This window comes from Streptomyces sp. NPDC091387 (assembly GCF_044756945.1).
In the GTDB taxonomy this organism is placed as follows: Bacteria; Actinomycetota; Actinomycetes; order Streptomycetales; family Streptomycetaceae; genus Streptomyces.
In genome coordinates this window covers 67,940-87,473 of record NZ_JBIVTZ010000027.1, presented here as the reverse complement: position 1 = coordinate 87,473, position 19,534 = coordinate 67,940, and the positions used below count along the sequence as shown (strand labels likewise).

The window sequence follows — 19,534 nt, the reverse complement described above, 5'->3', positions numbered from 1 at the left end:
TTTCCAGTTCTTCGCTTTCGCGTTTCCCTTTCCGGCGAGTCCGACTCTATCAGATCCTTTCGGGCCTGATTCCCAGTCAGTGGGGCTTGTCTTCCCGGCTGTTGGGCCGTTCCGACGTCCCAAACTCTAGCGGATCTTCTCGGCGGCTCATAATCGAGCCTTCGAAATCAATTTCGGCATACCGAAATTCTCCCGGCTGGGAGATCGTGCTGAGTTTTGGTTGCCGCATTCGCGGCGGGATCGGTTGTCGCAGAAGTATTTCGGCTCCGTGACAACTCGAAGAACCTTACGGATCGCGGAGGGGCATGTCAACCCCTCTCTGACCTGCCCCGGCAGGGCCCTGTCAGTCCAGGTCGGTGAGGCGGCCGCCGGCGTCCGGCTGGGCGTGTTCCACCCGGCGCAGGAGCCGGATCAGCATCTCGCCGAGCACTCCGCGCTCGTCGCCCGAGAGGTCCTGGAGCAGCTCCTCCTCGAAGTCCGAGGCCATCCGCATCGCCTCCAGCCACTTCGTACGGCCCTCGTCCGTCAGCTCGACGATGACGCGGACCCGGTTGTTCTCGTCGCGGTCGCGGGTGACCAGGCCCTCACCCGCCATGCGGTCGATGCGGTGCGTCATCGCGGCCGGGGTGAGTCCGAGCCGTTTGGCCAGCTCCCCCGGGCCCAGCCGGTAAGGGGCACCGGACAGCACGAGGGTCTTGAGGACCTCCCACTCGGCGTTGCTGATGCCGAGGGCGGCGACCTGGCGTCCGTACGCCACGTTCATCCGGCGGTTCAGCCGGCCGAGTGCAGAGACGACCTGCTCGACCTGTGGGTCCAGGTCCCGGAACTCGCGCTGGTAGGCGGCGATCTGCTCGTCGAGGCTCGGCTCCTGGAGGCCCGGCTCGGTGGTGTCAGACATGGCGCGCAGTATGGCACGCCTCCCATGGCCGTCGAAGTCCTTCGATCTGTATTGTTGAGCTTCTAACTTTAGTGCTAAAGTCTTCGGGTTCGAGTCGTCCGACTCGCTCGATCACATGGCTTCGAGACCTTGAGGTAGGTGAGTGTGACCAGGGAAATGGGTGCAGCACTGCGGCGGATCCAGCTGGGGAGCGCGCTGAGCGCGTTCGGGCTCGGGTTCACCGTTCCGTATCTGTACGTCTATGTGGCGCAGGTACGGGATCTGGGTGCCGGTACGGCGGGAGTCGTACTGGCGGTCTTCGCCATGGCAGCGCTCGCCGTCCTGCCGTTCACCGGCCGGGTCATCGACCGTCGCGGGCCACTGCCCGTACTGCTCGTCGCCTCGGTCGTCGCCTCCCTGGGCGCGGCCGCCCTGGGCTTTTCCTCGCAGGTCACCGCCTCCGTCCTGTCAGCCGCGGTCCTCGGCGCGGGGACCGCCGTCATGCAGCCCGCCCTCGCCACGATGCTCGTGCGGTGCTCCTCCACCGGCACCCGCACCCGTGCCTTCGCCATGCAGTTCTTCCTGCAGAACCTGGGGCTCGGCATCGGCGGACTCGTCGGCGGACAGATCGTCGACACGGAGCGGCCGTCGTCCTTCACACTGCTGTTCCTGATCGAAGCGGTGATGTTCCTCGTGCTCGGCGCCATCACGGCGACCGTGCGGATGCCCCGTACGCCTGCCGTCGCGGTGGGGGTGTCCGATGCCGGAGACGCCCAGCGGGGCGGGATGCGGGTGCTGCTCTCGCACCGGGCCATGGTGCAGCTGTGTGTGCTGGGGTTCGTGGTGTTCTTCGCCTGCTACGGACAGTTCGAGTCCGGCCTCGCGGCGTACGGAACCGAGGCCGCCGGGATCAAGCCCTCCACGCTCGGGATCGCGCTGGCCGCCAACACCGCGGTCATCGTCGTCGCCCAGTTCGTGGTGCTGCGGCTCGTGGAGCGGCGCCGTCGCAGCCGGGTGATCGCCTCGGTCGGTCTGATCTGGGCCTTCGCCTGGATCGTGGCGGGCTACGCAGGCCTCGGGCACGGCAGCCAGACCATGGCGACGGCCGCGATGATCTCCACGTACGCGCTGTTCGGGCTCGGTGAGTCGATGCTCTCGCCGACCGTCGCACCGCTGGTCGCCGATCTCGCGCCGGAATCGATGGTCGGGCAGTACAACTCGGCCTTCGCCCTGTGCAAGCAGCTGGCGCTGGCGGTCGGCCCCGCCGTGGGCGGTCCCATGGGGGCCTCGCTGCACGGGCCGTACATCGTGACGTTCGTGCTGTTCTCGCTCGGCATCACGGTGCTCGCGCTGCGGCTGGGCCGACGGCTCGCCCCCGTACAGGACCAGCCCTCGCTCGCGGCGGTGCCGTCGCGGGTGGTGGCCGTCTCGATGCCGGAGAGCGCGTCGGCCGAGGTGCCGGCCCCGGTCGCCGCCGTCCACTGAGGGCCGCGGCCTCTACCGGGGCAGGGCGAACTCGCACCAGACGGCTTTGCCGCCGCCCGGTGTGCGGCGACTGCCCCAGGACGTGGCGATCGTCGCGACGATGGAGATCCCACGGCCCGCCTCGTCGGCCGGTTCGGCGCGGCGGCGGCGCGGCAGGTGGTCGTCGCCGTCCGTCACCTCGATGATCAGCCGGCGGTCGGTGCGCCGCAGCCCCAGGCGCATCGGCGGTGTGCCGTGCTGGAGGGAGTTGGCGACCAGCTCGCCGGCGGCCAGGACGCCCAGGTCGCACAGGTCCACCGGGAAGCGCCACGACGTCAGGACGCCCGTCGCGAAGGCGCGGGCGCGCGGAGCCGCTTCGATGCCGCCGAGCAGATCGAGCGAGGCGTTGTGGAACAGCTCCGCGGTCGGCCCGGTGCGGGCGGGGTGCTGGACCACCAGGACCGCCACGTCGTCGTCGTGTTCCGCGGTGATGTTGAGGGAGCGCATCAGGCGGTCGCAGACCACCTGCGGCGCGCCCTTCGCGCCGGACAGCGCGCGCTCCAGCGCGGCCACGCCCTCGTCGATGTCCTCGCTGCGGCGCTCGACCAGGCCGTCCGTGTAGAGGACGGCGGTGGAGCCGGGCGGCAGCGCGATCGTGCCGGAGGTGTGGATCCAGCCGCCGGTGCCGAGCGGGGGCCCGGTCGGGCCCTCGGCGCGGTGCACCGTGCCGTTCTCGTCGCGCACCAGGATCGGGAGGTGACCGGCGGAGGAGTAGACCAGCAGCCCCTCGTTGGGATCGTGGACCGCGTAGGCGCAGGTGGCGATCTGGCTGGCGTCGATCTCGGCGGCCAGCCCGTCGAGCAGCTGGAGGACCTCGTGCGGCGGGAGGTCCAGTCGGGCGTAGGCCCGGACGGCGGTGCGCAGCTGGCCCATCACGGCGGCGGCGCGCACCCCGCGCCCCATCACGTCCCCGATGACCAGGGCGGTGCGGCCCGCGCCGAGCGTGATGACGTCGTACCAGTCGCCGCCGACCGCGGCGTCCGTGCCGCCCGGCTGGTAGGTGGCGGCGATCCGCAGGTCGTCGGGCTGTTCCAGCTCCTGCGGGAGCAGTGAGCGCTGGAGGGTGACGGCCGTTTCGCGGTGGCGCCGCTCGCTGGTGCGCAGCCGCTCGGCCGCTTCGGCGTGGTCGGTGACATCGGCGGCGTACACGAGCACGCCGCCCTCGTGCCCCTTGTCCTGGTCGCGCGACACGGGGGTGCAGGTCACGGTGTACGAGCTGCCGCTGCCCACCTTGCGGGACTTGACCGTGCGGGGTGTGCCGCTGCGCAGGACCTGGTCCATCAGGGGGAGCAGGCTGAGCTCGGTGAGCTCGGGCATCGCCTCGGCCGCGGGGACACCGGACGGGCGGGGGCCGAAGGCCGCGGCGTAGGCGTCGTTGACGTACGCGATGCGGTGGTCGGGTCCGTGCACCAGAGCGACGAGGGCGGGCAGCTGGCCGAGGATGTCGCGGGCGGAGAGGTCCTCCAGGGCGGGCGCCGGGGGCCGGGTCGCGGGACTGTCCGGTTCGCCCTCCGGCGGGCCGGACCCGGTCTCGTCCTGTGTGTACTCGGCGCGGGCCGCCGGTACGGCACTGTGGTCGTCCCGGGCGGCGCGACGCTGCGTACCGGGTAGGCGGGCGCTCCAACGCGTGAAGTTCACGGAATTTCTGGCCTCGTGTGTCGGTCTGGTCCGCTCGGGCGGGCTGCTTCCTCTGCCGGGTCCTCAGCCGGTTCTTCCTGCCGGTTCTCTCTCGCCGGTTCGGGGCCGGACCGGCGGGAAGGCGCAGCCGGAGCCGGTCGCTGCTGGTCACTGTCGGTCGCTGCCTGCCGGATCACTCTGTGCAGATGTGAGCCCACCTATGGTCACACGTCCAGTGTGACGGACCCTACTGACACCGGACCCTACTGACCGCCGTCGCCGTCGGTCCCGGGACGTCTTCCCGCGGCGAGTTCGAACTCGGCCCTGGGGTGTTCCAGCGAGCCGAGGGAGACGATCTCGCGCTTGAAGAGGCCGGCGAGGGTCCATTCGGCGAGCACGCGGGCCTTGCGGTTGAACGTCGGGACCCGGCTCAGGTGGTACGTGCGGTGCATCAGCCAGGCCGGGTAGCCCTTGAGCCTGCGTCCGTAGACGTGCGCGACGCCCTTGTGGAGGCCGAGCGAGGCGACGGAGCCCGCGTAGCTGTGCCGGTACTCGGTGAGCGGTTCGCCGTTCATGGACGCGACGATGTTCTCCGCGAGGGCCTTGGCCTGGCGGACCGCGTGCTGGGCGTTGGGCGCGGTCTCCCGTCCGGGCTCGTCGGAGGTCAGGTCGGGGACGGCGGCGGCGTCACCGGCGGCCCAGACGTGCTCGGCCCCTTCGACGGTGAGCCTCGCCGTGCAGATGAGCCTGCCGCGGTCGTTGAGCGGGAGGCCGGTGGCGGCGAGCAGCGGCGCGGGCTTCACGCCCGCCGTCCACACGAGCGTGCGGGTCGGGAAGCGGGAGCCGTCGCTGAGCACGGCCACCCGGTCCTCGCAGGACTCCAGCCGGGTGTCGAGGCGTACGTCGATGTTGCGGCCGCGCAGCTCCCGTACGGCGTACCTGCCCATCGATTCGCCGACCTCGGGCAGGATGCGGCCGGTGGCCTCGACGAGGATCCACTTCAGGTCCTCGGCCTTGATGTTGTGGTAGTACCGCGCGGTGTAGCGGGCCATGTCCTCCAGCTCGGCCAGCGCCTCCACGCCCGCGTAGCCGCCGCCGACGAAGACGAAGGTGAGGGCGGCGTCGCGGATGGCGGGGTCGCGGGTGGCGGAGGCGATGTCCATCTGCTCGATCACGTGGTTGCGCAGCCCGATGGCCTCCTCGATGGTCTTGAAGCCGAACCCGTGGTCGGCGAGGCCGGGGACCGGGAGGGTGCGCGAGACGGAACCGGGCGCGATGACGATCTCGTCGTACGGGATCTCGATGGCCCCGGTGCCGTCCTCCGCCGTGGCGAGGGTGGTGACCGTCGCGGTGCGCTTGACGGTGTCGATGCGCTGCGCCTCGCCGATGACGATCGTGCAGTGCGGCAGGACCCGGCGCAGCGGGACGACCACGTGGCGCGGTGAGATCGAACCGGCGGCGGCTTCGGGAAGGAACGGCTGATACGTCATATAAGGATCAGGAGTGACGACGACGATCTCGGCCTCGCCGCTTCTGAGCCGCTGCTTCAGCTTCCGCTGGAGACGCAGCGCGGTGTACATCCCGACGTAGCCGCCGCCGACGACGAGAATGCGCGCACCCGGCGGGGGGCCGGGGGGTGTCCCCCCGGAATCTGAAGCCATCACCACCCCATGACGCAACGCGCTCCGGAGTTTGTCCACAGCCCCGGCAAATTGTGTGACCGGAGCTTCCGAACGGGCCGCTCCGGTTGATCGTTGCGGCAATACGGACGCCCCGCAGGTCAGGGGTTGCGGTGAGGGGCACGGGCGGAGGGCGAATCGGTGACCAACCGGTCCTTGTTCCGATCGGGGGGCGCTCCGGGCCGAACTGCCCCCTTCTGAATTGACCCTGGCTCAACTATGTTCGTGTGTCGTCGGGGTGTCGGATGTGGACCATCGGTCAACCCGACAGACACGGCGGGAGTCTCCGGGGGGAGACGTCATAACCGGGGGAACAGTCATGCATATTCAGGAATCGCATTGGCCGGCTACTGCTGTCGCGTCCGAAGGAAACGGACGAATCAGCGCAGTCGGTACGGTCGGAACGGTGAGCGGTATCGGGTCGTCGGGGCCCGCCGCGCCGTCGGGAGCAGTGAGCACTCTGGGTGCCGCGCTCGGCGCGGGCACCGTCGGTGCCGGGGCGCACGGCCGCTCGGCGCCGCTGCGCGTGGACGCGCAGCGCAATCTGGAACATGTGCTGCGGGCGGCCCGCGAAGTGTTCGGCGAGCTCGGGTACGGCGCTCCGATGGAGGACGTGGCGCGTCGCGCCCGGGTCGGTGTCGGCACGGTGTACCGGCGCTTCCCCAGCAAGGACGTGCTGGTGCGGCGGATAGCCGAGGAGGAGACCTCACGGCTGACCGACCAGGCCCGGTCCGCGCTGGGCCAGGAGGAGGAGCCGTGGTCGGCGCTGTCGCGCTTCCTGCGGACCTCGGTCGCCTCGGGCGCGGGGCGGCTGCTGCCTCCGCAGATACTGCGGGTCGGCGCGGACACCGACGACTCGACGGTGGTCGGCGATCCGGGCGCCGTACGGGCAGCGGAGCCGGCCGGACCGGGCTCGGCGGCCGGTGACGCCCGCGGCGAGCACCGGGTGCCGCAGCAGCGGCAGGAGGCCGGGCAATCGGCAGGGCAGGGCGGGCCGCGCGTGGCCGAGCCCCGGTCCGCGTCGGAGATCGACGGCGTCGGCAGCGGAGCGGCCGAGCTGCTGGAGGTCGTGGGCCGGCTGGTCGACCGGGCGCGGACGTCCGGTGAGCTGCGCCGCGACGTGACGGTGGCCGATGTGCTGCTGGTCATCGCGACGGCGGCGCCCTCGCTGCCGGACGCGGCTCAGCAGGCGGCTGCCTCGGCCCGGCTGCTCGACATCCTGCTGGAGGGGCTGCGCTCGCGGCCTGCGTGAGCGGGCTGGGCCGCGGGCTGCGGCCTGTGCGGGCAAAGGGCCGCGCGCTGAGGCAACGGGCTGCGTGAGCGCTGCCTCGGCGGGTGCGGCGGGCCGCGTCCGGCTGCACGGAATGCGGTGAGCGCGGTGAAAGCCGGTCGGTGCGTCGGTGTGGTCCCGTGATCGTGGGGGCGTACCGGCGGCCGGCCATGGCCTCTTCTGTCACTCGCGGCGCGAACCTGCGCAACTGCCCCAGCAGCACATCCTGTTACTTCTTCCCCGAACGGGTGTCCGCTAGTGCTCATATTCGGGAGAACGCCCCGGATGAGTGGTTGCCGGGGCTGAGAGGCCGCCACGCCTGCCCTCTGTGGCACGCTTGCCCGGTGTTCGGGTCCGAAAGCGCATAACGGGGGCGTCCGCGATGAGCGGTGACGGGCAGCAGGAAGAGTCGTTCGACGGTGTCTCCACCGCGGACGTCGGCACCGGCACGGGCGGCCGGCCCTCGGAGCAGGTGCCGAACCAGGCCGGACCCGGGCGCAAGAGCGCCGGCGAAGAGCCCGGCGGCACGATTCTGCCCGGACCGTGGCCCCCCACACCGGTCGAGCACCAGGCAGCGGCGGACACGGACGCGATCGGCGCCGCAGCGGCGGCGGTTCCGTTGCAGCGGGTGGGCAGCGGCTCGGCCGCTGCGGATACCTCCGTACTCGCCCCGTCCGACGCCCAGTTGATCCAGCAGATGCGGGACGGCGACGACCTCGCGTACGAGGAGCTGTTCCGCCGGCACTCGGACGCGGTGCGCAGGTACGCGCGCACCTGCTGCCGGGACGCGCACACCGCCGACGACCTGACGGCCGAGGTCTTCGCCCGGACACTGCAGGCGGTCCGGGGCGGCAAGGGGCCGCAGGAGGCCGTACGCGCCTACCTGATGACAGCGGTCCGGCATGTCGGCGCCGCCTGGACGAAGACCGCCAAGCGGGAGCAACTCGTCGATGACTTCGCGGCGTTCGCCGCTCAGGCGTCGCGCTCCTGGGAGGTGTCGGACGCGGACACCCTCGATCTCGGCGCCGATGTGATGGCGATGCACGAGGCCGAGCAGTCGATGGCGATGCAGGCCTTCCGCAGTCTCCCGGAGCGCTGGCAGGCGGTCCTGTGGCACACCACTGTCGAGGAGGAGTCGCCCAGCGACGTCGCCCCGCTGTTCGGGCTCACCGCCAACGCCACTTCGGTGCTCGCCAGCCGCGCCCGCGAAGGGCTCAAGCAGGCGTATCTGCAGGCCCATGTGAGCCAGGCGCTCACCTCCGGCGGGGACTGCGCGCGCTACGCCGACCGGCTCGGCGCCTACGCCCGTGGCGGGCTGCGGATGCGGGCCGAGCGCGGGCTGCGGGGACACCTGGACGAATGCGCGAAGTGCCGGCTGGCGGCGGGCGAACTCGCCCATGTGAACGCCGGGATCCCCGCGCTGCTCCCGGTCGCGGTCATCGGCTGGTTCGCCGCCGGATACGCGCTCAAGGCCGCCGGGATCGTGGCGGGCGGCGCAGCCGGTGCGGCGGGCGCGGGTGCCGCGGCCGCGGCGACCGGCGGAGGTTCGTCCGCGGGGTCGGCCGGTGGCGCCGCCGCCTCCGAGGGGCTCGGCGCCCCGGCGAAGGCGGGCATCGCGGCGGCGGTCGTCGTCGCGGCGGCGGCCGGACTGGCGTGGGCACTGGTCGGGGACGACCAGCCGAGGCCGGAGGCGAGGCCGGTGGCCAAACCGCCGGCCGTGGCGCCCGCGGTGCCGTCTCCCGCACCGCCGAAGCCGACCCCGCCTCCCGAGCCCGCGCCGGCCGTTCCCGTACCTCCGAAGCCGACCCCCACACCGACTCCGACTCCCACGCCCACCCCGACTCCGATGCCCACCCCGCCGGCTCCCGCCCCACCGCCGCCCGCCCCGAAGCCGACGCCGACACCCACCCCGACTCAGACGCCGACCCCGAAGCCTCCGCCGCCCGCTCCGGCACCGGCGCCGGAGGTCTACCAGGTCAACGAGTTGAGCTACAGCCTCTTCGGCGACCACACCGGCCCCGAGGTGGTGCTCGGTGAGAGCAGCTGGGTCTGGCAGCGTTCCGGGATGTCGATCGGCGGCACGAGGTACGCCCACGGGGTGACCGTGCACAGCCGCTCCTCCGTCGTCATCCAGCTGAACCGCCGGTGCACCCGTTACGAGGCGATGGTCGGCGTCGACGACCTGACCATGGGGCTCGGTTCCGTGCGCTTCTCCGTGTACAACGGCGACGGGGCGCGGCTGTGGCGGTCGCCGGTGATGAACGGCAACGACCCTGCCGTACCGGTCGGCGTCGGCATCGACGGCCAGGACCGGATCCGGCTCGTCGTGGAGCCGATGACCGAGTTCGGCGGGGTGGCCCTCGCGAACTGGGCCGAGTCCCGCATCAGTTGCCGCTGACCGGGGCCGGACGGGCCTGACCTCGCCGGTCCGTCGTCCGGTGGTTCAGCGGCACCGGCGCTTCAGCGGGCGGCCGCCTCCGGCGGTGGCAGCTCCGCGGTGATGTCCATGAGCAGGTCGATGACGTTGTCGACGGTCAGTCCGCGGCCCGCCGCGTGCTCCTCCTCGTACCGCCGCGCCCCCAGCTCCTGGCGGGCCAGCTGCGCCGCCGCGTCCACCTCGGACTGTTCCGCCGCGGTCCTGGGGCCGGACAGCCGCCAGTTGTCGGCAGCGGCCAGGATGCGTACGGCGGCCGCGTGACGGCCCACCTCGGGCAGTACGGTCACCACGCCGTCCGCCAGGTTCCCGGTGACGATCTCGGCGCACTGTGCGTCCCGTGCCGAGACGAGGGCCGCCGTCAGCCCGCGCAGGCCGGCGGCGGGACCGCCCTCGGGCCCCGGTTCGTGGATGGTGATGCGGGCCGACAGCCCCTCCAGGATCGCGCTGAAGTGCGTCGGCGGGCTGCCGTACTCGTTCTCCGCCTTCGCCGCGGCGTACATCCGCCGCGCCGCCACGACGTCACCGCGTTCCAGCGCCATGGTGGCCCGCAGGTACGGGACGTACGCGGCCGCGTCGTGCGTCTGGTAGCGCTGCGCCTCGGACTCCGACCGTTCCAGGAGCCGATCTGCGGCGGCCCGGTCGCCGGTGCGGTGGAAGAGTTCGGCGAGCCTGGCCAGGAGGAACGGGGCTTCGGCATGGGCCCCGACCTCGTGGGCGAGCAGCAGGGCCTCCTCGTACGCCGCACGCGCCTCGTCGTACCGCCCGCGCATCATGCCCGCCTCGGCAGCCGCGGAGGCGACCTGGGCGCGCATCCAGCGGTCGCCGACGAGGCGGCCCAGCGCGCGCAGCTCCGCCAGATCGGCGTCGACCCCAGGCATACCGCCGGGCATGTCGACGACCATGTGCGTGCGGAACATCAGCGCGACGCCGTACTCCCACACCCCGCCGTGGACACGGGCGTTGTCGACGACCGAGTCGATCTTCCTCCGGACGTCCTTCATGCCCAGGCTGAAGAACGAGGTCATCGGCCAGAGCAGCCCGGGGAAGCGAGCGGCCTGGGGTCCCGAGGACATGAAGGCGTCGCCCACCCGGCTCGCGAGCGCCTGGATGTCGTGGCTGTCGCTGTCCACGTCGGACGGACGGTTCTCCATCTCCAGGAAGAACCAGAGCATGCGCAGATTCATCCAGGACCAGTAACGGGGATCGGTGCGCTCTGTGGGCTCCGGGCCGAACGCCAGCGCCCGCTCGGTCCAGGTGAGGCCCTCGGTGCGGTAGTTGCGCAGCCACCAGAACCAGCCCATGCCCAGCACCAGACGTGCCGCGTCCGCTTCGGACGGCTGGTCCGCCTGGCACGGATCGGACGGGTGGGACGACTCGGACGGGCCTGCGGGGGCGGTGGTGCGGTGGAGGGCGGCCCGGATGTTGTCGAGGTCCGTCTCCAGGCGCTGGATCCAGGGCAACTGGTCGGCGGAGCGCAGCCTCGGCTCCGCCTCCTCGACGAGGGCGAGGAAGTGCGCGGTGTGCGCACGCCCGGCAGCGGCCCGTACGCCCGGGGTCTCGGCGCAGCGCTCCATGGCGTACTCGTGAATGGTCTCCAGGAGGCGGTAGCGCATCCCGCCGCCGTCGACCGGGGTGGCGACGACCAGGGACTTGTCGATGAGTGCCCCGATGAGGTCCGCGGTGTCGGCCGCGGTGTGCCGGGCGGGACCGGCCGGCGCCGTGATGACCGCCTCGGCGGCGGGCAGGTCCCAGCCGCCCGCGAAGACCGAGATCTGGCGCAGGGCGGTGCGTTCGTCCTCGTCCAGGAGGTCCCAGGACCAGTCGACGACGGCCCGCAGCGTCTGCTGGCGCGGCAGTACGGTCCGGCTGCCGCCGGTCAGCAGGCGGAACCGGTCGTCCAGCCGGTCCGCGATCTGGCGCGGGCCGAGCAACCGGAGCCGGGCGGCGGCGAGCTCGATGGCGAGCGGCAGCCCGTCCAGGCGGCGGCAGATCTCGGCGACGGCGTCCGGATCGTGCGCGGCCTCCCGCTCGGGGTCGAACTCGGGCCGCACGGCACGGGCCCGCTCGGTGAAGAGGCGGTGGGCGAGATCGGCCGGGAGCGGGTCGACCGGACGTACGCATTCGCCGGGCACGCCGAGCGGTTCGCGGCTGGTGGCGAGGATGCGCAGCCGCGGGCAGCGGGTCAGCAGGGCCTCGGCCAGCGCGGCCGCCGCGCCGATGACGTGCTCGCAGTTGTCGAGGATGAGGAGGAAAGGACGGAACCTGGAGCAGTGCGCGAGGTGATCGGCGAGCAGGTCGACCGGATCGGTGCGCGGATACGTTCCTTCGAGGGCGCTGTCCCGCAGCAGGGCGGTCTCGCGCAGCCCGAGCGCGGAGAGCACGGCTCCCGGGACGGCTTCGGGGTCCTCCACCGGGGCGAGTTCGGCGAGCCAGACGTCACCGGTGGCGGCGCGGCCCTCGTCCGCCGCGGATTCCTCGGCGAGACGGGTCTTCCCCGAGCCTCCGGGCCCGGTGAGGGTGACCAGCCGGGAGCGGGTCAGATCGTCCCGGATGGTGCGGAGTTCGGGCTCGCGCCCGACGAAGGAGGTGAGGCGGGGACGGAGATTGCCCCGGGCGGCTTCCGCCCCCTCGGGGCCGGGTGCGGACGCTGCGGGGGTGAGCAGTGCGCGGTGGAGGGCGGTCAGTTCGGGCCCTGGGTCGGTGCCCAGGCCCTCGGCGAGGGCGCGGCGCGCGTCCTCGTACGCGGCGAGCGCGTCGGCCGGCCGGCCGGCGGCGCGCAGGGCGCGGATGAGCTGGGCCCGGAAGCGTTCGTCGTACGGGTGGGCCGCAGTCAGCTCCATCAGCTCCGGTACGAGGGCGGAGGGCGGGGCGGTCGCGGGCAGCGATGTCGCAGGCAGGGGTGTCCGGGACTCGGTCGTCGCCATCGCCGGTCCGTCGGCTCCCGCGCATCGCAGGTCGGCCTCGATGCGGTGCTCCAGTGCTGCCAGCCGGTGGGCCTCCGGGCGCAGCGCGTGGCCGTGGTCGCGGTCGGGCAGGTCGGCCAGGGCGGGTCCGCGCCAGAGGGCGAGTGCCGTACGGAGCGTGCGGGCGGCGTCCCCGGGCGCACCGGCCTCCAGCTCGGCGGCGCCCTGCCGGGCGAGCCGCTCGAACACGTGCAGGTCGACGTCCTCCGGGCCGGCCGCCAGGCGGTAGCCGCCCGGGGTGCTGGTGAGCGCGTCCCTCCCCAGCGCCCGGCGCAGCCGGCCCACCAGTGCCTGGAGCGCGGCGGGGGCGTCCGCCGGGGGATCGTCCGCCCACACGTCGTCGACGAGTTCGGCGACCGGCACGGACCGGCCGGGGCGCAGCGCCAGGGCCGCGAGGAGAGCCCGCAGGCGCATACCGCCGAGGGGCAGCGCACCGCCCTGCTCGTCTCGCGCCTCCGTGGCGCCCAGGATCAGATACCGCACCCCGCCATTGTGTCCCGCCGCTCGGACAACGGAAGGCGGCCGGCCCACGGCAGGCACACCGAGCTGATCGCCCTCCCCATTGCCCTGCCGACGGCTACGGCTACGGCTACGGCTACGGCTACGGCTGCAGTGTCCGTCGTGCCGGGACCACGCCGCCGGCGACCGCGCGCTGGCGCGGTGCCGCCGTGCCCGTCCAGCAGGTGCCGCGGCGCGAGACGAGACGGCGCAGCCACAGTTCGGTGGAGGCGAGGTCGGCGAGGCCGTCCAGGGGGAGGGGTTCGCCCTCGGCGGCCGCGCGCAGAGCCTTCCGTACGACGCGGGCCTCGACCAGGCCCGCGTCGGCGAGCAGCGGGGCGTCGAAGAGGGCGATCAGCTCGGGCAGCGAGGCGCGCAGGCCGGTACGGGTGACCTCGGTCGAGGTGGCCTGGGAGGGGGTGCCCCAGCCGGGCGGCAGGTCGTGGATGCCGGTGCCCGCCAGGACCCGGCGCAGGATCGCCGCGCGGGCGCCCGGCTGGACCCGGAGGGACTCGGGGAGCGCGCGGGCGGCGCGTACGACCTGGTTGTCGAGGAAGGGGGCGTGCAGCCGCTGGCTGCGGACCTCTGCGGCCTGCTCCAGGATCCGGTGGTCGGCGGCGTTCCGGGCCAGCGCGGCCCTGGCGCGGGCCTCGCCGGGGCGCTGGACGGAGGTGGGGCGGATCGACGCCTCCTGAAGGCGAACCGATACTTCAGCGAGCGCCTCCCCGGTCAGCCAGCGGGCGGCCGGCCCCGGACGCGACCAGGTCAGCGCGGCGAGCGAGGCATCCGCGGGGGTGCCGAGGTCGGGGGTGAGGCGGTTGGCGTGGGGAAGGCGGACGGCCGCCGCTTCGAGACCGGTGCGGTACGACGTACGGGCGAGGCGCCGGGCCGCCCGGTAGACGGTCAGCGGGACGAACAGGGAGTGCGCGGAGGGGCCTTCGGCCTTGGCGAGTGCGGCGACCGGGCGCAGCAGGTGGCGTCTGCGGCGGTCGATCAGCAGGTCCGCGAGGCGGGCCGGGTGGGCGTCGAGCACCTGCCGGGCGCCGTCGCCCACGAAGTGGTCGGCGCTGCCCGCGGAGAGCCGGCGGCGGTGGCGTTCGACGTCGACGAGCGAGGGAGCCGGTTCGTCGGTCAGGGGACCGTTCGCCAACTCGGCGTACGGCAGGGCCTCTTCGCCCGCGGCGACGACGACGTGGTGCAGCCGGGGGTTGGCGGCGATGACGCGGGCGCGTTCGAGTTCGTCCTCGTGGGCGCGGGTGGTCAGGTCGTTGAACGTGACGGCGAGCAGCCGCTCACCCGCTCCCGTGCCGTGGCCCAGGAGCGTGCCGGGCAGTCCGGGGAGTCCGGCGGCGAGCAGGGCGAGGGTGGCCGACGCATTGCCTCCGGAGAGGTCGGAGCCGATGCCGGGCACGGGCGCGCCCCGGGCGGCACGGCGTTCGGCGGGGCCCATGCCGGGGACCGGTCCGGGGTCGGGAGGCATGGTCTCCGGGGCGTGGCGGGGCGCCAGCAGCCTGGCGCGCACGGCCTCGACCAGGGCGTCGCGCACCCCGTCGACGGCGCTCACCGGATCGAGCTCGGGCGCGGCCACGGCGAGGGAGGCCACCGCCTCGTAGCCGGTGATCTCCCGCGAGCCCTCGCGGAGGATCAGCGCGTGCCCCGGCGGGATGCGCTTCACACCGGCGTACGGAGTGCCGTCGCGCAGCGCCTCCGGGGTTTCGGGGCAGGCGAGCAGCGCGGCGAGGTGGCCGATGTCGAGCTGCGCCTCGATGAGGTCGGCGAGCGGGAGGGCGGCGGTGGCGTACGCCGTGCCGCCGGCCCAGGGGGTGTAGAAGACGGGGCGGGCTCCGGCGAGGTCGCCGACCACGGTGATCCGTCGGCCGATCTGGACGACGGCCGTGTAGCTGCCGGTCCAGGCGGTGAGGTGGCGCAGGGCTCCGCCGCGGGCGGCGAGCAGTCCGATGCGCAGCTGTTCGTCGGTGGCGCCGCAGCAGCCGAGTACGGCGATCCGGACCGTGGGCGCGCCCTCGGCCGTGTCCACCCGGACGGTACGGATCTCGTCGGGCCGCCAGTCGCCGACCGCCCAGAGCGGATCCGGGTCCCCCCACAGGAGTTGGGAACCCACGGGGTGCATCGTGCGCCCGTCGTCACGCGCGCCGACCGCCCCGACCGTGCCGAAGCTCGCGGCGATACTGCTCCAACCCACCAACCAACGCATCGCCGCCTCCACAGGCTGTGGACAAAACGGCGCGGCAGGGCGGTATCGGGAGAACTCCGGTAACGCGCGGCGCCGTTGCGGACATGCTGCCACGACAACGGCGTGCAGGAGTGGCCAGGGACGGCGCACGTCGTGAGCGCATGCGCCCCTGGCAAAGGCCGGAGCGGGCTGTCGGCCTCACCGTCCGGCCCTTCGCCCGCGCGCGTCGGTCCCGGCGGCAACGGAGTCACGGATTGCGCGTGTTGCCCTTCCTCGTGCGCACCACGTCGGCGACCCGGATCCGGCCACCGGGCACGCCGTGCGCGGACGACCGGCGAGATGTCCGCGAATCCGTCGGCCCAACCTCGCTCGACCGGTGATATCCAGCCAATCTCAGGGCGTGTGGGAACCTCAAGGCCAGAAATCCGCGCCCGTCTTCATCCGTATTCGCCCCGTCTTATCCCTGCCGTACCGGATGGGGTCACAGGCCGCCGCGGGCCGCCTCGGGGAGCCGGAAGAGCGAGGCGACCGAACGGCACGCGCTCGCGCGCGGACGCACAAGGAACACGCACGGAGCTTCCGGCGGAACTCCCGTGCGACCTCCCGCGCGCAGGCGGCTTCCCCGGGCCCGACACCAGCCCCGACCCCTCGTTCCCGGTCCGACGCACGGTCCGGGAGACGCAGTTCGCCTCCCGGACCGGTCCACCGCCTGCGGGGAATGAGGCGGCGGTTTCCCCCAGCCCGCAGTGTCCAGTGCGGCGGGCCGACCCACGCAGCACCCATGGAAGCGCTTCCGTTCGGACCGGGCCAGAGCGCACGGCCGGGCGCACGGCCACACACGAGGAGCACGCCGGGACACCTCTCAGGAGGCCCCGGCGAGGGGCGGACGGACCTCGCGAACCAGGGGCGGACGGACCTCGCGAACCAGGGGCGGCCGGACCGCCCTGAACACGCGTTCGGGCTGGTCAGCACGTGGGGCAGGGGTGCGGCCACGCGTCCCGAGGCCTGCCCTCGCCCCTGCCCGCACCCGCCTCCCGCGCCGCCCCGGCGATCCTCCCGCGCACCCCTCCCCGACCCTCTCCCGACCCCTTTCCCCGCACCCTCCCGGGCGCGGCCGGCGGACCGCACCCCTCCTCCCCGCCCTCCCCGCTTCCTCTCCGCCCCGCCCTCACTCTTCCTCCGCCACCCACCCGCCACGGCCGCCCCACCGGCCCCACGCGCCGTCGCGGTCCCCGCTGTTGGCCGCTGTTCGCTCCGGACGTACAACAATCCCGCCATACGGACGTCCGCCCCTTAACGGTAGGGATGCGGCGAACTACGCTGGGTTTACTGATGTTCTCGGCCGGGGGCATATTCCTCGGGGCTCGGCCAAATGCGTGTGCGGTCGGAGTGCCGGGGTTCGTCCCTGGGGAGAACACGGTACGAATGCCGCGCGCCTCAACGGTGACGCGGCTGCCGTCTGTGTGTCGAGGGGTGGCGCATGTCCAGGGAGCAACGCGGGCCGAACGAGAAGCTCGGAACCGTTCTCGCCCTCGCGGGAATCAGCAACGCCGGGCTCGCCCGGCGGGTGAACGACCTCGGGGCGCAGCGCGGACTGACACTTCGGTACGACAAGACCTCGGTGGCCAGATGGGTCTCCAAGGGCATGGTGCCGCAGGGCGCCGCGCCCCATCTCATCGCTGCGGCGATCGGGGCCAAGCTCGGCCGTCCGGTCCCGCTGCACGAGATCGGGCTCGCCGACGCCGACCCCGCGCCGGAGGTCGGTCTGACGTTCCCGCGCGATGTGGGTGAGGCGGTCCGCTCGGCGACCGAGCTGTACCGGCTGGATCTGGCCGGGCGGCGGGCCGGCAGCGGCGGCATCTGGCAGTCGCTGGCGGGCTCGTTCTCGGTGAGTGCGTACGCCACTCCCGCGTCCCGCTGGCTGATATCCCCCGCCGACCCGTCGGTCGCCCGCGCCTCGGCGGCCGCGGAGGCGGCGGTACTCGGCACGCAGGGCGCACGGGGCGCAGTGGGGGCGCAGGGCGCGCCGGGTGCACCCGGTTCCGCGGCGCCGCCCGGCGTGCCGGGGCAGCACATCCTGTCCGGAACGCCGCTCGTGCCCGGTCAGGCGGGGGCGCCGCCGGTCCACGGGCACAGCGTGTCGATCCCGGCCCAGCCGGGTCCCGACTCCGCGCACGGCGGCTCGCCGCTACGGGTCGGCCACAGCGATGTGTCCAAACTGCGGGAGGCCGCCCAGGACGCACGCCGCTGGGACTCCAAGTACGGCGGCGGGGACTGGCGTTCGTCCATGGTCCCGGAGTGCTTACGGGTCGACGCCGCACCGCTGCTGCTGGGTTCGTACAGCGACGAGGTGGGCCGGGCGCTGTTCGGCGCCGCGGCCGAACTGACCAGGCTCGCCGGATGGATGGCCTTCGACACCGGCCAGCAGGAGGCCGCACAGCGCTACTACATCCAGGCGCTGCGCCTGGCGCGCGCCGCGGCCGACGTCCCGCTCGGCGGCTATGTCCTCGCCTCCATGTCGCTGCAGGCGACCTACCGCGGCTTCGCCGACGAGGGCGTCGACCTGGCGCAGGCGGCCGTGGAGCGCAACCGCGGGCTCGCGACGGCGCGCACGATGAGCTTCTTCCGCCTGGTGGAGGCGCGGGCGCACGCCAAGGCGAGCGACGCACCGGCCGCGGGGGCCGCTCTGAAGGCCGCCGAGGGGTGGCTGGAGCGCTCCCGGGACGGCGACGCGGACCCGTCGTGGCTGGGCTTCTACTCGTACGACCGGTTCGCGGCCGACGCCGCGGAGTGCCACCTCGACCTGAAGGCGCCGCGGCAGGTGCGGCGCTTCACCGAGCAGGCGCTGTCCCGGCCGACCGAGGAGTTCGTCCGCTCGCACGGGCTGCGGCTCGTGGTCTCCGCCGTCGCCGAGCTGGAGTCGGGGAACCTGGACGCGGCCTGCGCGGCGGGGACCCGCGCGGTGGAGGTGGCGGGCCGCATCTCGTCGGCGCGGACCACCGAGTACGTGCGCGACCTGCTGCACCGGCTGGAGCCCTACGGGGACGAACCGCGCGTCGCCGAGCTGCGGGAACGCGCCCGCCCGCTGCTGGTGGCGCCCGCGTAGCCGGTCCGGTCGGTACCCCGCGCCGCCGGATTCGCGGGCGCCACGCTGGCCCTGATGGGTTTGAGTGCGTTGTCAGTGGGTCAGTGCACTATCGGGGTGGGAGGTGGCGTGATGATGACGCACGCGGCGTACGACTGCGATGTGCTGGTGATCGGCGGCGGGATCGTCGGTCTGTCGACCGCGTATGCGATCACGCGGACCGCCCCGGGCACGAGGGTGACCGTGCTGGAGAAGGAGTGGGGCCCCGCGCGCCACCAGACGGGGCGCAACAGCGGGGTGATCCACAGCGGCATCTACTACCGCCCGGGTTCGCTCAAGGCGCGGTACGCGGTGCGCGGCGCCGCCGAGATGGTCGACTTCTGCCGGGAGCACGGCATCGCGCACGCCGTGACCGGCAAGCTGATCGTCGCGACCGGGCGCGCCGAGCTGCCCCGGCTGCACGCGCTGGTGCAGCGCGGCCGCGAGCACGGGCTGCCGGTGCGGGAGCTGGGGCCGGCCCAGATCGCGGAGTACGAACCCCGGGTGCGCGGCCTCGCGGCGATCCGGGTGGGCACGACGGGGGTGTGCGACTACGGCGCGGTCGCCGAGCGGTTCGCCGACGAGGTGCGGGCCGGCGGCGGCCTGATCCGGTTCGGCGCCGAGGTGAGCGCGATCGACCGGCGGCCGTGGGGCGTCGCGGTGCGGACGGCGGACGGCCTGGTGGTGCGGGCCCGGGTGCTGGTCAACTGCGCGGGGCTGCAGTGCGACCGGGTGGCGCGGCTGGCGGGCGACGACCCGGGGATGCGGATCGTGCCCTTCCGGGGGGAGTACTACGAGCTGGCCCGGCCCGATCTGGTGCGCGGCCTGGTCTATCCGGTGCCGGATCCGGCGTTCCCGTTCCTCGGCGTGCATCTGACCCGCGGCCACGACGGCGGTGTCCACGTCGGGCCGAACGCGGTGCCCGCGCTGGCCCGCGAGGGCTACGGCTGGCCGGTCGTGCGCCCCCGCGAACTGATGGACACGCTGAGCTGGCCCGGCTCCTGGCGGATAGCGCGCAGGCACTGGCGGTACGGGGTGGGCGAGGTGCACCGCTCACTGTCGAAGCACGCCTTCACGGCGGCCGTGCGGCGGCTGCTGCCCGATGTCACGGAGGCCGATCTGCGGCCGGCCCCGGCCGGGGTCAGGGCCCAGGCGGTCCTCCGGGACGGCACGCTGGTGGACGATTTCCTGATCCGTGAGGCCCCGTACACGGTGCATGTGCTGAACGCTCCGTCGCCCGCCGCCACGGCCTCGCTGCCCATCGGGCGGGAGGTGGCACGCAGGGCGCTCCAGCGGGCGCAGGGGACGGGGTGGAAACCGCCCGCCGTAGAATCAGGGCATTGTGTCTGAG

General features: G+C 73.4%; 10 protein-coding genes. 5 read left to right on the top strand and 5 right to left on the bottom strand.

Annotated elements, in window-relative coordinates:
• Positions 1–343 precede the first annotated feature (343 nt).
• Positions 344–898 (bottom strand): MarR family transcriptional regulator, encoded by a 555-nt coding sequence (locus ACIQM0_RS36260; protein WP_363031153.1) that lies wholly within the window; start codon positions 896–898, stop codon positions 344–346.
• Between the two features lie 156 nt (positions 899–1,054).
• Between ACIQM0_RS36260 and ACIQM0_RS36255 the strand changes: the two genes are divergently transcribed.
• Positions 1,055–2,362, top strand: coding sequence for an MFS transporter (locus ACIQM0_RS36255; RefSeq protein ID WP_401294948.1), 1,308 nt, complete (start codon positions 1,055–1,057; stop codon positions 2,360–2,362).
• 12 nt (positions 2,363–2,374) lie between these two features.
• Here ACIQM0_RS36255 and ACIQM0_RS36250 read toward each other — a convergent pair whose 3' ends face one another.
• Both ACIQM0_RS36250 and ACIQM0_RS36245 read right to left on the bottom strand, forming a co-directional pair.
• Positions 2,375–4,039: a SpoIIE family protein phosphatase gene (locus ACIQM0_RS36250; protein WP_401294946.1), complete on the bottom strand. Its 1,665-nt coding sequence runs from the start codon at positions 4,037–4,039 to the stop codon at positions 2,375–2,377.
• Between the two features lie 242 nt (positions 4,040–4,281).
• Positions 4,282–5,679, bottom strand: a complete 1,398-nt coding sequence (locus tag ACIQM0_RS36245) for an NAD(P)/FAD-dependent oxidoreductase (protein ID WP_401294944.1) — start codon at positions 5,677–5,679, stop codon at positions 4,282–4,284.
• A gap of 337 nt (positions 5,680–6,016) precedes the next feature.
• Between ACIQM0_RS36245 and ACIQM0_RS36240 the strand changes: the two genes are divergently transcribed.
• A complete protein-coding gene (locus ACIQM0_RS36240; protein WP_401294942.1) occupies positions 6,017–6,949 on the top strand; it encodes a TetR/AcrR family transcriptional regulator in 933 nt (310 codons plus the stop codon).
• A gap of 400 nt (positions 6,950–7,349) precedes the next feature.
• Entirely contained in the window at positions 7,350–9,365 is a 2,016-nt protein-coding gene (locus tag ACIQM0_RS36235) for a sigma-70 family RNA polymerase sigma factor (RefSeq protein ID WP_401294940.1), read from the top strand.
• Positions 9,366–9,427: 62 nt separating this feature from the next.
• Here ACIQM0_RS36235 and ACIQM0_RS36230 read toward each other — a convergent pair whose 3' ends face one another.
• Together ACIQM0_RS36230 and ACIQM0_RS36225 are read right to left on the bottom strand one after the other, a co-directional pair.
• Positions 9,428–12,850, bottom strand: a complete 3,423-nt coding sequence (locus ACIQM0_RS36230; protein ID WP_401294939.1) for an ATP-binding protein — start codon at positions 12,848–12,850, stop codon at positions 9,428–9,430.
• 118 nt (positions 12,851–12,968) lie between these two features.
• The gene (locus ACIQM0_RS36225) at positions 12,969–15,080 is read right to left on the bottom strand and encodes an asparagine synthase-related protein (RefSeq protein ID WP_401294937.1); all 2,112 of its coding nucleotides are present in this window, start codon (positions 15,078–15,080) and stop codon (positions 12,969–12,971) included.
• Between the two features lie 1,459 nt (positions 15,081–16,539).
• On the opposite strand from ACIQM0_RS36225, the gene ACIQM0_RS36220 reads away from it, so the two are divergent.
• Together ACIQM0_RS36220 and lhgO are read left to right on the top strand one after the other, a co-directional pair.
• Positions 16,540–18,165: a collagen-like protein gene (locus ACIQM0_RS36220; RefSeq protein WP_401294935.1), complete on the top strand. Its 1,626-nt coding sequence runs from the start codon at positions 16,540–16,542 to the stop codon at positions 18,163–18,165.
• 111 nt (positions 18,166–18,276) lie between these two features.
• Positions 18,277–19,533 (top strand): L-2-hydroxyglutarate oxidase, encoded by a 1,257-nt coding sequence (gene lhgO, locus ACIQM0_RS36215; protein ID WP_401294933.1) that lies wholly within the window; start codon positions 18,277–18,279, stop codon positions 19,531–19,533.
• Position 19,534: the final 1 nt, after the last annotated feature.

What these genes read in the sequence shown, in the direction of transcription:
- ACIQM0_RS36255 (WP_401294948.1), top strand. Translation starts at nt 1,055, where the DNA reads ATGGGTGCAGCACTGCGGCGGATCCAGCTGGGGAGCGCGCTGAGCGCG.
- ACIQM0_RS36240 (WP_401294942.1), top strand. Translation starts at nt 6,017, where the DNA reads ATGCATATTCAGGAATCGCATTGGCCGGCTACTGCTGTCGCGTCCGAA.
- lhgO (WP_401294933.1), top strand. Translation starts at nt 18,277, where the DNA reads ATGATGACGCACGCGGCGTACGACTGCGATGTGCTGGTGATCGGCGGC.
- ACIQM0_RS36220 (WP_401294935.1), top strand. Translation starts at nt 16,540, where the DNA reads ATGTCCAGGGAGCAACGCGGGCCGAACGAGAAGCTCGGAACCGTTCTC.
- ACIQM0_RS36235 (WP_401294940.1), top strand. Translation starts at nt 7,350, where the DNA reads ATGAGCGGTGACGGGCAGCAGGAAGAGTCGTTCGACGGTGTCTCCACC.
- ACIQM0_RS36225 (WP_401294937.1), bottom strand. Translation starts at nt 15,080, where the DNA reads ATGCGTTGGTTGGTGGGTTGGAGCAGTATCGCCGCGAGCTTCGGCACG.
- ACIQM0_RS36245 (WP_401294944.1), bottom strand. Translation starts at nt 5,679, where the DNA reads ATGGCTTCAGATTCCGGGGGGACACCCCCCGGCCCCCCGCCGGGTGCG.
- ACIQM0_RS36260 (WP_363031153.1), bottom strand. Translation starts at nt 898, where the DNA reads ATGTCTGACACCACCGAGCCGGGCCTCCAGGAGCCGAGCCTCGACGAG.